General features: G+C 66.2%; 13 protein-coding genes. 9 read left to right on the top strand and 4 right to left on the bottom strand.

Annotated features, from left to right (window positions below; all coding sequences use genetic code 11):
• Positions 1 to 224: 224 nt before the first annotated feature.
• The gene (locus BJF92_RS04210) at positions 225 to 1,196 is read left to right on the top strand and encodes an alpha/beta hydrolase (RefSeq protein ID WP_078057834.1); all 972 of its coding nucleotides are present in this window, start codon (positions 225 to 227) and stop codon (positions 1,194 to 1,196) included.
• Positions 1,197 to 1,378: 182 nt separating this feature from the next.
• On the top strand, positions 1,379 to 2,317 hold the full coding sequence (locus tag BJF92_RS04205) for a DMT family transporter (RefSeq protein ID WP_075633523.1): 939 nt from the start codon (positions 1,379 to 1,381) through the stop codon (positions 2,315 to 2,317).
• A gap of 45 nt (positions 2,318 to 2,362) precedes the next feature.
• Here the strand turns inward: BJF92_RS04205 and BJF92_RS04200 are convergent, their stop codons facing one another.
• Together BJF92_RS04200 and BJF92_RS04195 are read right to left on the bottom strand one after the other, a co-directional pair.
• Complete coding sequence (locus tag BJF92_RS04200) at positions 2,363 to 2,701, bottom strand: protein tyrosine phosphatase family protein (RefSeq protein WP_075633522.1); 339 nt, start codon at positions 2,699 to 2,701, stop codon at positions 2,363 to 2,365.
• 193 nt (positions 2,702 to 2,894) lie between these two features.
• Positions 2,895 to 3,797 (bottom strand): DUF4432 family protein, encoded by a 903-nt coding sequence (locus BJF92_RS04195; RefSeq protein WP_425356445.1) that lies wholly within the window; start codon positions 3,795 to 3,797, stop codon positions 2,895 to 2,897.
• 382 nt (positions 3,798 to 4,179) lie between these two features.
• On the opposite strand from BJF92_RS04195, the gene BJF92_RS04190 reads away from it, so the two are divergent.
• Positions 4,180 to 5,553 carry a L,D-transpeptidase family protein gene (locus BJF92_RS04190; protein ID WP_425356449.1) on the top strand — a complete coding sequence of 458 codons (1,374 nt, stop codon included), beginning with the start codon at positions 4,180 to 4,182 and terminating at the stop codon, positions 5,551 to 5,553.
• Positions 5,554 to 5,657: 104 nt separating this feature from the next.
• Here the strand turns inward: BJF92_RS04190 and BJF92_RS04185 are convergent, their stop codons facing one another.
• On the bottom strand, positions 5,658 to 6,353 hold the full coding sequence (locus tag BJF92_RS04185) for a ParA family protein (protein ID WP_075633520.1): 696 nt from the start codon (positions 6,351 to 6,353) through the stop codon (positions 5,658 to 5,660).
• A gap of 458 nt (positions 6,354 to 6,811) precedes the next feature.
• Between BJF92_RS04185 and BJF92_RS04180 the strand changes: the two genes are divergently transcribed.
• From BJF92_RS04180 to BJF92_RS04165, 4 genes are all read left to right on the top strand, one after another.
• Positions 6,812 to 7,867, top strand: coding sequence for an ABC transporter substrate-binding protein (locus BJF92_RS04180; protein ID WP_425356383.1), 1,056 nt, complete (start codon positions 6,812 to 6,814; stop codon positions 7,865 to 7,867).
• Positions 7,868 to 7,969: 102 nt separating this feature from the next.
• Positions 7,970 to 8,905: an ABC transporter permease gene (locus tag BJF92_RS04175; RefSeq protein ID WP_139790453.1), complete on the top strand. Its 936-nt coding sequence runs from the start codon at positions 7,970 to 7,972 to the stop codon at positions 8,903 to 8,905.
• A complete protein-coding gene (locus tag BJF92_RS04170) occupies positions 8,902 to 9,732 on the top strand; it encodes an ABC transporter permease (protein ID WP_075633519.1) in 831 nt (276 codons plus the stop codon). The genes BJF92_RS04175 and BJF92_RS04170 overlap by 4 nt, the downstream gene beginning before the upstream one ends.
• A complete protein-coding gene (locus BJF92_RS04165; RefSeq protein WP_075633518.1) occupies positions 9,729 to 10,787 on the top strand; it encodes an ABC transporter ATP-binding protein in 1,059 nt (352 codons plus the stop codon). Before BJF92_RS04170 ends, BJF92_RS04165 begins: the two co-directional genes overlap by 4 nt.
• A 42-nt stretch (positions 10,788 to 10,829) precedes the next feature.
• Here the strand turns inward: BJF92_RS04165 and BJF92_RS04160 are convergent, their stop codons facing one another.
• Entirely contained in the window at positions 10,830 to 11,756 is a 927-nt protein-coding gene (locus tag BJF92_RS04160) for a GlxA family transcriptional regulator (RefSeq protein ID WP_245294665.1), read from the bottom strand.
• Between the two features lie 235 nt (positions 11,757 to 11,991).
• Between BJF92_RS04160 and bcoG the strand changes: the two genes are divergently transcribed.
• Positions 11,992 to 12,906 (top strand): 3-dehydrocarnitine:acetyl-CoA trimethylamine transferase BcoG, encoded by a 915-nt coding sequence (gene bcoG, locus BJF92_RS04155; RefSeq protein ID WP_075633516.1) that lies wholly within the window; start codon positions 11,992 to 11,994, stop codon positions 12,904 to 12,906.
• Positions 12,907 to 12,944: 38 nt separating this feature from the next.
• The gene (locus BJF92_RS04150; RefSeq protein WP_075633515.1) at positions 12,945 to 14,462 is read left to right on the top strand and encodes a carnitine 3-dehydrogenase; all 1,518 of its coding nucleotides are present in this window, start codon (positions 12,945 to 12,947) and stop codon (positions 14,460 to 14,462) included.
• The last annotated feature ends 184 nt before the right edge of the window (positions 14,463 to 14,646 follow it).

Genomic DNA, 14,646 nt, shown 5'->3' with positions numbered 1-14,646 from the left:
GATGCTCCGCGGGCGTTTGTTGTGGCGGCTATGTAGGCGAAATCCGCCGGGGCGGCAACGCGCGGATGGGCCTTTTCCGCGCCAGCCGGCCCCGGGTCGACAATTATATGCGGCAGACGGAAAATTGCGCGGCGCATCGCGCGCCATGCCGGCCGGTCCTTCATGCGGTGTTGACACGGCCATGGCAAGAAGACGGCAGCGGCGACGGAGGGGGAGAAAAAACCATGTTTGAAACGGCCTATCGGCTGATGAGCCCCACGGGCGCGGAGCTGTCGATCCGTGCCGAGGCTGCCCTGGGCGAGCCGCGGGCCGTGCTGATCCTCTGCCACGGCATGAGCGAGCATTCGCTGCGCTATCGCCGTTTCGCCGCCGAGATGGCCCGGCGCGACCTGACCGTCTACGCGCTGGACCATCGCGGCCATGGGCTGACGCGGGGACCGAATCATCTTCTCGGCCGCTTTGCCGAGCGCGGCGGGGTAGAGGCCGTTCTCGACGATGTCGCAGCGCTGCGCCGCCATGCGATCGAGCGCCATCCGGACCTGCCCGTGATCCTGTTCGGCCATTCCATGGGCGGGCTAATCGCGCTTAACGCCATCGAGCGTCATCCCGATCTGTTCGATGCCGTGGCGGTCTGGAATTCCAACTTCAATGGCGGCCTTGCCGGACGCGGCGGCCAGGCCCTGCTGGCGGTGGAGCGCTGGCTCAAGGGCTCGGATGTGCCCAGCGCCTGGATCCCGCCGCTGACCTTCGGCAGCTGGGCGCGCGCGATGGACAATCCGCGCACGCCGTCGGACTGGCTGAGCCGCGACCCGGCGGAAGTGGATGCTTACCGGGCCGATCCGCTCTGCGGCTTCGACGTCACCGTCTCGCTCTGGATCGACGTGTTCCGCCTGATCTATGCCGGCGCCGCGCCCGAGCGGCTGAAGCGGCTTCGCGCCGGCTTGCCCGTCCATCTCGTCGGCGGCGGCAAGGATCCGGCCACGCGCGGCGGCAAGGACGTTCTCTGGCTGGCGGAACGCATGCGCCGCGCCGGGCTTGCCCGCGTAACGACGCAGATCTATCCCGGCGCGCGCCACGAGACGCTGAACGATCTCGACCGCGACAGGGCGATCGCCGACCTTTCCCGCTGGATCGATTCGGTGCTGGAGCCCGACCATGCCGGCAGCGACTGGCAGCGGCGCGCGGCGGGCGCCTAGAGGCGGCCGGAATGTGATAGGCCTTACCCGGCGCTTCGCGGTTCGCGCCGCGATAACGGGCGCGAATTCAGCACCTTGAAGCGCCATCCCCGAATCTGAAAGAAGGCGGCACGGGATCGCTCGGGGCAGGCGCCCGCCTGCGGCAATCCGCGTGAAGATGCGCTGAGAAAAGGCATTGCGACATGATGAAAGCCCCTGCCGACGAGCGGCGAGACGACGCCCCGCTCGGGCTCACCTTCATGGTCCTCTCGGTGCTGATCTCGCCCGTGATCGACGTGTTCTCGAAACTGGCGGTGGTGACGGTGCCGGCCGGCGAGATCGCCTTTTCCCGCTTCGTGCTGCAGGCCGGCTTCCTGCTGCCACCCGTGCTGCTGCGCGGGGCGCTGACCGGCATCAGCGCAAGGACCATGGCGCTGCATGCGCTGCGCGGCGGCCTGCTCGTCGTCAGCATGCTGTCCTTCGTCGCCACGCTGAAGGTGATGAAGCTGGCGGACGCCATCGCCATCTTCTTCGTCGAGCCCATCATCCTGACGATCCTCGGCGGCATCTTCCTGAAGGAAACCATCGGCTGGCGACGCTACACCGCCTGTGGCGTCGGCTTTTTCGGCGCCATGCTGGTGATCCAGCCGAGCTTTTCGGAGGTCGGGCCGGTGGCGCTGCTGCCGATGGTCTCGGCGCTGACGATCGCCATTTTCCTGCTCGTCACCCGCAGCGTCGCCAAGGCCGAGGACCCCTGGTCGATGCAGTTCTATGCCGGCCTCTGGGGGGCCATCTTTTCCGGGCTGCTGCTGGTCATCGGCCACGAAACCGGCATTCCCGTGATCGATCCTGTGGTCCCGGATGCGCTGACGGCCGCCTATCTCGTGGGAACCGGTCTTTCCGCTACCATCGCCAGCGTACTCGGCGTCTATGCCTATCGCTCCGCCCCGGCCTCGGTGCTGGCGCCGCTGCAATATCTGGAGATCGTCTCGGCCACGCTGTTCGGCTGGCTGATCTTCAACGAGCTTCCCGACCCGCTGAAATGGCTGGGAATCGCCATCATCATCGGCTCGGGTCTCTACATCATCTGGCGCGAGCGGCGGCTGAAGCGCGCGGCCATGCCGGTGCCGCCGGCGGTCTAGGGTCAGGCATGGCCGGCCGTCATGTCGGCCGACACGCTGCCACCATCAGCCGCGCAGGTGCTGGGTCTGCTGATAGACCGCCGTGGAGCGGGCGCCGGAGCGGCAATAGCCGAGCATCGGGCGCTCGAAACTGTCGAGTGCATCGACCATTTCGCGCACGGCATCCGCCGTCACGCCCATCGGACCGACGGGGATATGGGTGATCTCCAGGCCGAGCGCGCGGGCGCGGGCGGCAATCGTGTCGAATTCGGGCTGGTCCGGCGATTCATGGTCCGGCCGGTGGCAGACGATGGAGCGGAAACCCATCTCCTTGATCGCCGGCAGATCCTCTTCCGTGATCTGCCCGGTGACCGAATATTCCTCGTTGATCTGGCGAATGTCCATCGTCTCGCTCCTGCTTCGCGGGGCGCTTCGGGAGACGGCCTCTGCGCACCCGCAGGCGCGTTGAAGACCGTTCCCAGCCCATGCTCGTGTGGCGCGCGCCGCCACCTACCGAAGGCAGCCGCCGCGCGCCGATACCGCCTGATCTAGGCCCAGCCATCCGGCAACGTCAATCTTCCTCGCCGCATTGTGTAGATCAGGCACGCAGGACGGCGAGACGCAGCGCGAAATTGCGCCGATCGCCGGGCGCGAGATCCACCAACTCCCCTGCCTCCCTCAAGACGGGTCGCCGCGCGATCCGGTGCGAGGCGGGCTCGAGCGCGAAGACATTGGCCACACCGCTCTGGCGGCGCCACATCTGCAGGAAGGGCAGGCCTTCGAGCGCGAAATCGAGCCGCAGCGAAGCACCGCCCGCTCCCGGCAGCGGGCCGAGGCGCACGCTCGCCCAGCCGTCTTGTGCGCCCGATGCGGCCGGCAGGCAGACATGGCTGCTTTCGCCCGCGCCGAAATGCCAGCCGAGACCACCCTCCTCCAGCATCGCGCCCGCCACCCGGGTCTGCGGCCCGAAGAGCCGCGCGCCGAGATTGATGTGATACATCATCATCGGCGCGAAACCGGCAAAGCCGGCATTCTCGAGGCTGTCGCTGAGCGAGAGCGTCCCGTCGGGCGCCAGCTGCCAGCGCCGGTGCAGCCGCGCCAATCCGCCATCGGCGAGCGCGATCTCGGCCATGCCTGAGAGATGAAGCGTGCCATCGGCCGCCTGTGTCCTCTGCGGCGCCGTCACCGGCGTTGCCGAGAGCGAGCCATGCAGGGGATAGCGTGCGCCCGAATCGCCGGCCGAACGACCCTCCACCGGCTCCGGATGGCGGATGTGATCAGGGCCGCAGGTGAAGAGAAGCCCCTGAAGCGCGTGGTCGATCCGCGGATCGCCATCGGAGGGAATGGCGAGACCGGGCGCGAGATCGACACCATCCAGTCGCGCGGGCCCGAGATCGAGCGCCGAGCCCCGGTCGAAGGCCAGGGCAAGATCGATGCCGGTCGCCTGCATGAGCAGGAAACGATCGTCCTGCTCCCTGCCCGCCACTGCCACCTCCGTCATATCCTGCCTCCTCCATCGCCGTCCCGTCGCCACGGGCCATTTTTGCGGATCCTGCCAAGCAGAGTTTAAGAGCCTGTTCATAATGAATTGAGTTTTTCCCTATTAAGGTCCAATTCACGATCTAGAGCGCGAGTCAGACTCCGGCGGGAGAATCGAGCGCGGACCGCGCCTTGCCGGCATCCAGAAGGGCCAAACGAGCCTTTTGCGGATGCAGCGGCGGGCGGCGATCGTCCGTCTCGCCATCCGTTGCGGCACACCGCGCTCCCGGACCACCGAACCAACCATTCGACAGGCACGCCCCTTGACCCTAGCATTGCGATTCTGCCTCCCCCGTCTTGCGGCAGCGCTCGCGCTCGGCCTGACCCTCGGTCTGAGCCCCGCGCTGGCGCAGGACCGCTTCATCCGGATTTCGCCAAATGCCGTTCTGGTGACGCCGCAGGGCGAGATCCTCGACTACATGCCGGAGGCCGGCTCGGTGCGCGCCATGCGCGACGAGCGCGGGCGCACCGTACTGATCGACCACTGGGGCAATGTGGTGGCAACCGTGATGGGCGAGCGCCACCCGCAGGCCAATCAGGCCCGCGGCCAGGGGCGCGTGGCGCCGCCCAATCCGGATGACGAGTTCGGCACCTCGCAGCCGGGCTATTACGGCGATCCGCGCGAGGCCGCCAATGGCATTCCCGATTACCGCGATCCGCGCTACCGCTCGCAGAATTACGGACGCGGCTATGGCGCGACCACCATCCCGCCCGGCGTCGAGCGCGAGCCGCTGCCGGACGCCCTCCCGCCGGCGGACGAGAACCAGCAGGCCGCCCTGCCGCCCAGCGACGAGAACGACCAGCTGGCGCTGCCGCCGGTGGAAGCCGGGCCGCGCAGCGAGCCGATGCCGGCCGCGCAATCGATCGGCAAGAAGAGCAGCGCCGAGATCATGGCCCTGCAGGTCTTTCTCGACCGCGAGGGCTTCTCCCCCGGCGCGATCGACGGCAAGACCGGCTCCAACGTGACCAAGGCCATCGAAGCCTGGCAGAAGGCAACGGGCGAGACGCTCGACCCGAACGACACAGACGGCATCCTCGAACGTCTCAGGCTGAATGGCGGCATGCCGCTGACCAGCTACACGATCACGGCGGCGGATGCGGCCGGCCCCTATGTCGCCGCCATTCCCGAGGATTACGCGCACAAGGCGGCGCTGCCGCATCTCTCCTACACCTCGACGGCGGAAATGCTGGCCGAGAAGTTCCATATGGACGAGGACTATCTGCGCTCGATCAATCTGGGCGTCGATTTCACCGTGCCGGGCACGATCATCAAGGTGGTGGCGCTGGGCGCACCAAGGACCGGCAAGGTCACGCGCGTGGTCGCCGACAAGGCGCGCAAGCAGGTGCTGGCCTATGATGCCGAGGGCAAGCTTCTGGCGGCCTTCCCCGCCTCGATCGGCTCGGCCGACACGCCTTCGCCCTCCGGCACCGTCACGGTCGAACGCATCGCCTTCAATCCGGGCTATACGTACAATCCGAAGATCAACTTCAAGCAGGGCAACAATGACAAGGTCCTGACCCTGCCGCCCGGCCCCAACGGCCCCGTCGGCACCGTCTGGATCGCGCTCTCCAAGCCGACCTACGGCATTCACGGCACGCCGGAGCCCTCCAAGATCGGCAAGACCCAGAGCCATGGCTGCGTGCGCCTGACCAACTGGGACGCCACGATCCTGGCCAAGATGGTCAGCGTCGGCACAACGGTGGAATTCGTCGACTGAGAGGATCCTCGTTTTCGCCTTCGACCGGATGATCAACAAGAAGGGCCGCGGTGCTAAAAGCGCCGCGGCCCTTCTCGATTGTATTCCGGCTTGGAAAGCGGCGATCAGGCGGCCCGGCGCATCTGGCCGCGTGCGCCGCGATAAGGCACCAGCGTGCGGATTTCCTCGGCGAAGAGACGGGCGTTTTCGAGCGCCTTGTCCAGGTTCGACACGCGCTGCGCGTCCATATCCTGAAGCAGGCCGCCACAGTCGAAGATATCGCGGAAGGCCGCGCGCTCGACGATCGGCGTATCGAGAACCCGCACCTGCCGCTCGGCGAGCAGCGTCTTGACCATCTGCAGCGCGCGGGTGGTGACCAGCGAATTGACCCGCGTCAGCAGCACAGAATGCGGAATGCGGATGCCGGCGCTCTTTTCCAGCCGCATCAGCAGTTCCAGCACCTGGGCGCCGCCCTTGGCGTCCATGGCACAGCCCTGGATCGGGATCACGACATGGTCGGAAAAGCCGAGCGCATTGGCCAGCAGCGTGTCGCGCGCGCCCGGCAGGTCGATGATGATGTAGTCGCTCACGCGGCGCGCCTCGGCCAGATGGCCCTGGATCGAGGCGGCGGTGACGGCGGAGACCACCTCGATGTTGCGCGGGGCAGCGCCCGTCTGTGCCCAGCCGGTGATCCAGGCCTGCGGATCGGCGTCCAGCACCGTGACGCGCGCGCCCCCGCGCGCCAGTTCCGTGGCCAGCAACAGCGCGGCCGTCGTCTTGCCCGCGCCACCCTTGGTATTTGCAAATGTAATGACTGGCATGTTGCTTCGTGTCCCGTCCGAAAGCGCACCGAGCCCGCATGGCTCTCCCCCGGACGCTGAAAGTCGATGCATCCTGTAGACCGGAGCTTTTCAAAACACGGTTAACAAAGTCTGAAGAGGCTCGCGGAGGATTAAGGAGTTGGAAACCTTCGCGCCAGCCTCGCCGGCCGCGTCCGCATTTATGGAAGCTGGCCAAGGAAGAACCACGCGTGGGGCGCGGCGGCATCGTCAGAAGGACCCGCCTTGGTCCTGCGCCCGCTGAACCGGCGTGACGACAGCCCGAAAACACGAGATCGCACCCTGATTCATCGAACACTGTGGACCAGTTCGAGGATCACCAAAGCCTGTCACATAAGCTTCACCCACAGTGACTATCAGCACGACGGACGTGGTCGATGATACCAAAGGAGAACATCGTGCTGTCGCAGATCCGAACCCTGCTTTCGCTGTCTACCGCCATGATCATGGCAACGACGGCCGTTGCCAGCGCCGAGCCGAGCGCAGAGCTGATTGCCGCCGCCAAGAAGGAAGGCACGCTGACCACCATCGCTCTGCCCCATGACTGGTGCGGCTATGGCGACGTCATCGCCGGCTTCAAGGCCAAATATGGCCTTCAGGTCAACGAACTGAACCCGAATGCCGGTTCGGGCGACGAAATCGAAGCGATCAAGGCCAACAAGGGCAATACCGGCCCGCAGGCTCCCGACGTGATCGACGTCGGCCTGTCCTTCGGCCCCGCCGCCAAGAAGGAAGGCCTGATCCAGCCCTATAAGGTCTCGACCTGGGACTCGATCCCCGACTCCGCCAAGGATGCCGAAGGCTACTGGTATGGTGACTATTACGGCGTTCTCGCCTTCGGCGTGAACAAGGACATCGTCAAGGACATTCCGACGAGCTTCAAGGATCTCAAGGACGCCAAATATGCCAATTCGGTCGCCATGCCCGGCGATCCGCGCACCGGCAATTCCTCGCTGATGTCGGTCTACACCAGCGGCATGTCGACGGGCGCCAAGACGGCTGAAGAAGCTGCCAAGGCCGGCGTCGAATACTTCAAGGAACTGAAGAAGAGCGGCAACCTCGTCGCCGTCAACGGCTCGGCCCAGGGCATGGCCCAGGGCACCACGCCGATCCTGATGGACTGGGACTACAACGTTCTGGCCATGCGCGACAAGCTGGCCGGCAACCCACCGGTCGAAGTCGTCGTTCCCTCCGACAGCGTCGTCGCCGGCGTCTATGTCCAGGCCATCTCCGCCTTCGCACCGCATCCGAACGCTGCAAAGCTCTGGATGGAATATCTCTATTCCGACGAAGGCCAGATCGGCTGGCTGAAGGGCTATTGCCACCCCATCCGCTTCAACGATCTTGCCAAGAACAAGAAGATCCCGGCCGATATCCTGGCCAAGCTGCCGCCGGCAGCCGCCTATGAAAAGGCCCACTTCCCGACCCTGGAAGACCAGGCCACGGCCAAGAAGGTCATCGGCGAAGCCTGGCCGAGCGTGATGAGCGCCCAGTAAGACCCGTTCAAACGGCTCTTACCGCCACGAAGTCGGACTGCGGATGGACGGGGGCGTCCATCCGCAGTCCGGTTGTTTTCTCGCAAACGATCGGGACGCAAGATGACGGTCGCCAACGATATCCTGTCTCCGCCGACACCCGGCGGATCGGCGCGAAGCGCGCCGGCGGGCCTGCCGGGGGCGCAGGTGCCACGCCGCGCCAATTGGGCCTGGCTCGGCCTGCTGCCCTTCGCGTTCTTTGCCGCGCTCTTCCTCATCCTGCCGATCGTCTATCTTGTTACCGGCGCCTTCCAGACGCCGGACGGGGCCTTTACCTTCGACAATCTGATCGCGCTTACCGGATCGGCGATTGCCGCCTCCTACATGCTGTCGATCAAGCTCAGCCTGGTCTCGGCGCTGTTCGGCGCGGTGGCGGGGCTGCTCCTGTCCTGGGCGCTGGTGCTGGGCGGCTTGCCGCGCTGGGTGCGCGGCGCCTTCGTCACCTTCTCCGGCGTCGCCTCGAATTTCGCCGGCATTCCGCTGGCCTTCGCCTTCATCGCCACGCTCGGCCGGCTCGGCATCGTCACCGTGCTGATGCGCGATGTCTTCGGCTTCAATCTCTACGGGGCAGGTTTCAACCTGTTTTCGTTCTGGGGCCTAGCGCTGACCTATCTCTATTTCCAGCTGCCGCTGATGGTGCTGATCATCACCCCGGCGCTCGACGGGCTGAAGAATGAGTGGCGTGAGGCGGCCGAAAGCCTCGGCGCCTCGCACGCGCAATATTGGCGCATGGTGGCGCTGCCGGTCCTGGCGCCCTCCATCCTCGGCTGCTTCCTGCTGCTCTTCGCCAATGCCTTCGGCACGCTGGCCACGGTCTATGCGCTGACCGGCTCACAGTTCGACGTCGTGCCGATCATGCTGTTTGCCCAGATCCGCGGCAACGTGCTCTACAATCCCAATCTCGGCTATGCGCTCGCGCTCGGCATGATCCTGATCGCCGGCTTCTCCAACATCCTCTATCTCGTCCTGCGCAGCCGCGCGGAAAGGTGGCGCGCATGAAGATCTCGCGCATCGTCGCCCTCATCATCGTTCTGATCGCGGCCAGCTTCTTCCTGGTCCCGCTCTACGCCACCTTCCAGTTCTCGCTGCAGATGCTGCGCGGTCAGTGGAGCTTGCAGGCCTATCGCTCGGTCTTTTCCGATCCGCAGTTCCTGTCGACGCTGAGCTATTCGGCGGTGGCCTCGCTGGCGGCCATCGTCATCAGCACGCTGATCATCGTGCCGACCACCTACTGGGTGCGGCTGAAGATGCCGCGGGTGAAGCCCTTCATGGAGTTCATCACCCTCCTGCCGCTGATCATTCCGCCGATCGTCATCGTCTTCGGCTATCTCCGGCTCTACGGCTCGGACTCGATGCTGCCGCTGACGGTCTCGACCGCGGGCACCAATGTCATGCTGGTGATCGGCTATGCCACATTGTCGCTGCCCTATGTGTTCCGCTCCGTCGACAACGGCATGCAGACGCTCGACATCCGCACGCTGACGGAAGCCGCCGAAATCCTCGGCGCCAGCCGGGCGACAATCATCTTCCGGGTGATCCTGCCGAACCTGCGCGCCGCCATCGTCTCCGGCGCCTTCCTGACCTTCTCGATCTCCTTCGGCGAATTCGTCTTCGCCAGCCTGCTCAACCGCCCGGCCTTCGGCCCCTATCTGGTGCAGATCGGTCAGGACCGCGCCTATGAGCCTGCGGCGCTGGCCGTGCTCTCCTTCGCGCTGACCTGGGCCTGCATGGTGCTGATGCAGATCTTCGCCAATGCCAAGCCCGGCACCTCGGCGCGCCGCCGCCCCGCCGCCCTCTTTCCCTTCGCCCGGAGGAAAACCGCATGAGCTTCCTGACCATCACCAAAGCCAGCAAGAGCTATGGCGCCAACACCGTGGTGCGCGAATTCGACCTCTCGGTCGGCAAGGGCGAGTTCATCTCCTTCCTCGGCCCGTCGGGCTGCGGCAAGACCACCGTTCTGCGGATGATCGCCGGCTTCGAGACGCCCTCGGCCGGCCGGATCACCATCGACAATCGCGACGTGACGCTGACGGCGCCGAACCGCCGCCGCATCGGCATGGTGTTCCAGGCCTATGCGCTCTTCCCGAACATGACCGTGGCCGACAATGTTGCCTTCGGCCTGAAGGTGGCCGGCGCGGACCGCGCCACCATCGATGCCCGCGTCAAGGAGATGCTGGCGCTGATCCATCTGGACCATCTGGCCGAGCGCTATCCCTACCAGATGTCGGGCGGCCAGCAGCAGCGCGTGGCGCTGGCCCGGGCGCTCGCGCCCAAGCCGCAGGTTCTCCTGCTCGACGAGCCGCTCTCGGCGCTCGACGCCAAGATCCGCGTGTCGCTGCGCGAGGAAATCCGCGCGATCCAGAAGCAGCTCGGCATCACCACCGTCTTCGTCACCCATGACCAGGAAGAGGCGCTGTCGATCTCCGACCGCATCGTCGTCATGAATGGCGGCCGCGCCGACCAGATCGGCACGCCCTTCGAGATCTACAACCAGCCGGCCACCCGCTTCGTCGCCTCCTTCGTCGGCACGCTGAACCTGATCGACGTCACCGTGGTCGATCCGGCCACCGGCCTGGTGAAGATCGGCGAGCAGACCATCGCGCTGAAGGACGTGCTGGCCGCCTCCGCCGGCCAGACGGTGACGCTGGCGCTGCGCCCGGAATCCGGCTCGATCCTCGACGGCGCGCGCGGCGATACCGCCTTGACCGGCGAGGTCGTCAGCTCGAACTTCCTCGGCTCGGTGGTGCGCACGCGCATGCGCGTGGGCGAAAGCCTGATCTCCTTCGACATGTTCAACAGCCCCGGCTTCGCCCCGCCGGCGCTCGGCGAACGCGTCACCCTGCGCTTCTCCGCCGCCGATCTCCTGGTGATCCGGGACTGAGGCTGCGGTCAGCTCTGGCGCTGGCGGGTCAGCTGCCTTCCCTCAAGGCTGCAGCCGCCGGCGTGTCTCGCGCGGGCTCTCGCGGTAATGCGCGCGGTAGCTGCGGGAGAAGGCGGCGGCGGAGTTGAAGCCGGCAGCGGCAGCGATGTCGGCGAGCGGCGCCGATGTTTCGATCACCCGCCTGCGGGCGGCATTCAGCCGCAGCGCCAGATAATGCGTGTGCGGCGCCACGCCCAGATTCTCCTGAAACAGATCCTGCAGCCTGCGGGCGCTGACGCCGACGCGCCGGGCGATTCGGGCGAGCGGCAGCGGCGTCTCGATCTGCGCGGCCATCAGCGTCAGCGCCGCCTTCACCCTGTCGTCGCGCAGCCGCATCGGCGCCACCAACGGCAGGCCCTCCGCCGAGGGTGACTGGGGCGGCCGGTCCGGCTCGTAGATGAACAGGCGCGAGACTTCGAGCGCCAGGGAATAGCCCTGCTCGCGCCGGATCAGTTCCAGCATCAGGTCGAGCGTCGGCAGCGGTCCACCCGTGGTGATCCGCTTGCCGTCGATGACGAATCTGGGGGAGGCGACCGTAATCTGCGGATAGGCGGCGGCGAAATCCTCGGCATCCTCCCAATGCACCGCGGCCGACGCCCCGTCGAGCAGGCTGGTCTCCGCCATCAGCCAGGAGCCGGATTCGATTCCCGCGATCAGCTGTCGCACGCGGGCGGCCTGCGACAGCTGGCGCCGCAGGGCCGCCGTCAATCCGCGCCGCCAATGATAGCTCGACAGCACGAACAGGGGATCGGCCGAGGACGACGGCGAAAACGCGCCCGAGACCGCGATCGGTACGCCGCTGGTGGTCTCGATCGGCGCGCCATCTGGGCTGTACAGGGTCCAGCGATAAAGGCGGCGGCCGGCAATGCGGTTGGCCGCACGCAGCGGCTCGATCACCGAGGCGACCAGGATCAGATTCGTCTCAGGCATGATCAGCAGGTCGAGATGCCGTTCGGCCGTTTGCGCGCTCAAAAGCCGCCTCTTCGCGTGAGAGATTGCCGATACTGTAAAGAAAACAGCCAAATCTGCAAAGCATGCGCGACCGCTTTGCCGCGTAATCGCTCCAAGGCCGGCAGGCGCGAAAAAGCGCCGCAAAGACGCGCCGGGGAACAGAAAAGAGCGCGGCGCGGCAGACAGACCGGCCCGCCGCGCCGGGAGCAAATTGATGCCGCTCAGCATGAACCGCGATGTTTTCATCACCTGCGCCGTCACGGGCGCCGGCGACACAACAGGAAAATCGGCCCATGTGCCGATCACCCCAAAGCAGATCGCCGAAAGCGCCATCGACGCGGCCAAGGCCGGCGCGGCCGTGGTCCATTGCCATGTGCGCGACCCCGAAACAGGGGCAGCCGCGCGCGGGGTCGATCTCTATCGCGAAGTGACGGACCGCATCCGGGCCGCTGACATCGACGTGGTGCTCAACCTCACCGCCGGCATGGGCGGCGATCTCGTTTTCGGTTCTGAGGAGGCGCCCTTTCCACTGAACGAAAAGGCGACCGATATGGCCGGTGCCACCGAGCGCGTCGCCCATGTTGCCGCCTGCCTGCCGGAGATCTGCACGCTGGACTGCGGCACCATGAACTTCTCGCTCGGCGATTACGTCATGACCAATACGCCCTCGATGCTCAGAGCCATGGCGCGGCAGATGACGGCGCTTGGCGTGCGCCCGGAAATCGAGGCCTTCGACACCGGCCATCTCTGGTTCGCAAAACAGCTGGCGGAGGAAGGGCTGATCGAGGATCCGGTGCTGATCCAGCTCTGCATGGGCATTCCCTGGGGCGCGCCCGACGATCTCAACACCTTCATGGCCATGGTCAACAACGTGCCGCGTGGCTGGACCTTCTCGGCCTTCTCGATCGGGCGCAATGCGCTGGCCTTTCCGGCGGCGGCCGTGCTGGCCGGCGGCAATGTCCGCGTGGGGCTGGAGGACAATCTCTATCTCGGCAAGGGCCGGCTCGCCACCAATGCCGAGCTGGTGGAACGGGCCGTCACCGTGGTGGAGGGCATGGGCGCGCGCATCATCGGCCCGGCCGAGGTGCGCGAGAAGCTGAAGCTCGTCAAGCGCGCGCCGCGCGGCTGACGGTGAGCAAAGCCACGCGCCAAGAGAGGGTTACGAGAATGACCACCATCACCCCAAGCACCATCACCCCAAGCACCATTACCAAAGCCGCCTGCATCGGCGGCGGCGTCATCGGCGGCGCCTGGGCCGCACGCTTCGTGCTCGCCGGCATCGACACCCGCATCTACGATCCGCATCCGGAAGCCGAGCGCATCATCGGCGAGGTCATGGCCAATGCCGAGCGCGCTTATGCCATGCTGACCACCGCGCCCTTGCCGCCGCGCGGCAAGCTCATCTTCTGCAAGAGCCTGAGGGAGGCGGTGGAAGTCGCGGATTGGATTCAGGAAAGCGTTCCCGAGCGGCTGGAGCTGAAGCGCGGCGTGCTGACCGAGATCGATGCCCATGCCCGCCCCGATGCGCTGATCGGCTCCTCCACCTCCGGGCTGCTTCCGAGCGAGTTGCAGCGCGACATGGCCCATCCCGGCCGCTTCTTCGTCGCCCATCCCTATAATCCGGTCTATCTCCTGCCGCTGGTGGAGCTGGTCGGCGGCACCGGGACGACCGCCGACACCATCGCCCGCGCCGAGCGCGCGGCCGAGCAGATCGGCATGAAGGGTGTGGTGATCCACAAGGAGATCGAGGCCTTCGTCGGCGACCGTCTGCTGGAAGCGCTCTGGCGCGAGGCGCTGTGGCTGATCCATGACGGGATCTGCGATACGGAAACGCTCGACAATGTGATCCGCTATTCCTTCGGCCTGCGCTGGGCACAGATGGGCCTGTTCGAGACCTATCGCATCGCCGGCGGCGAAGCCGGCATGCGCCATTTCCTCGCCCAGTTCGGCCCCTGCCTGGCCTGGCCCTGGACCAAGCTCACCGATGTCGTCGATCTTAACGACGCGCTGGTGGAGAAGATCGGCGCCCAGTCGGATGCGCAGGCCAAGGGTCGTTCGATCCGCGAGCTGGAGCGGATCCGCGACGAGAACCTCGTCGGCATCCTCCAGGCGCTGAAGGGCGGCAATGGCGGCGAAGGCTGGGGCGCGGGCCAGTTGCTGGCCAATTTCGAGCAGCGGCTCTGGCGCGAGGCCAAGGCTCCCGGGCGGCCCGACCCGTCTGCGCCGCTGCGTCTGGTCGAGGCCAAGGTCAGTGCCGCCTGGGTGGACTATAATGGCCACATGACCGAGCACCGCTATCTCCAGCTGTTCGGCGACACCGCCGATGCGCTGCTCCGGCTGATCGGCGTGGACATGGCCTATGTCGAGGCGGGCCACAGCTATTACACGGTCGAAACCCATCTGCGCCATCTCGGCGAAGCCCGGCTCGGCCAGCGCCTTTACACGACGCTGCAGCTCCTCTCCCATGACGCGAAACGTCTGCACTTCTTCTCCTGCGTTCACGACGCCGAGACCGGCGCGGTGCTGGCAACGGCCGAGCAGATGATGCTTCACGTCGACAGCGCGGCCGGCAGGGCGTCGCCGGCGCCGCAGGCGGTTCTCGACCGTCTGGCGCCGATCGCCGAGGCCCATGGCGCGCTCGCGCGGCCCGAGGGCGCCGGCCGGTTCGTCGGCCAGCCGCGCTGAGCCTTTGTGCGCCTCCAAGATCAATTGGTTTTGGATAGCGTATTCTTACCGGATCTTTCACGGTGCAGCCGGGGTTGCGCCGATGAAAATCATGTGTTCTTGTGCATATGCCTGTTTTTAGAGCTAGCCTAACTTCTCGGCACCGATAGTCTCACAGCGCCATCTCATGTCGCAAGAAGGGCCT

This window comes from Xaviernesmea rhizosphaerae (genome assembly GCF_001938945.1).
GTDB lineage: Bacteria > Pseudomonadota > Alphaproteobacteria > Rhizobiales > Rhizobiaceae > Xaviernesmea > Xaviernesmea rhizosphaerae.
Note: the sequence above shows the minus strand (reverse complement) of the source record. Positions and strands in the feature narration are given on the sequence as shown.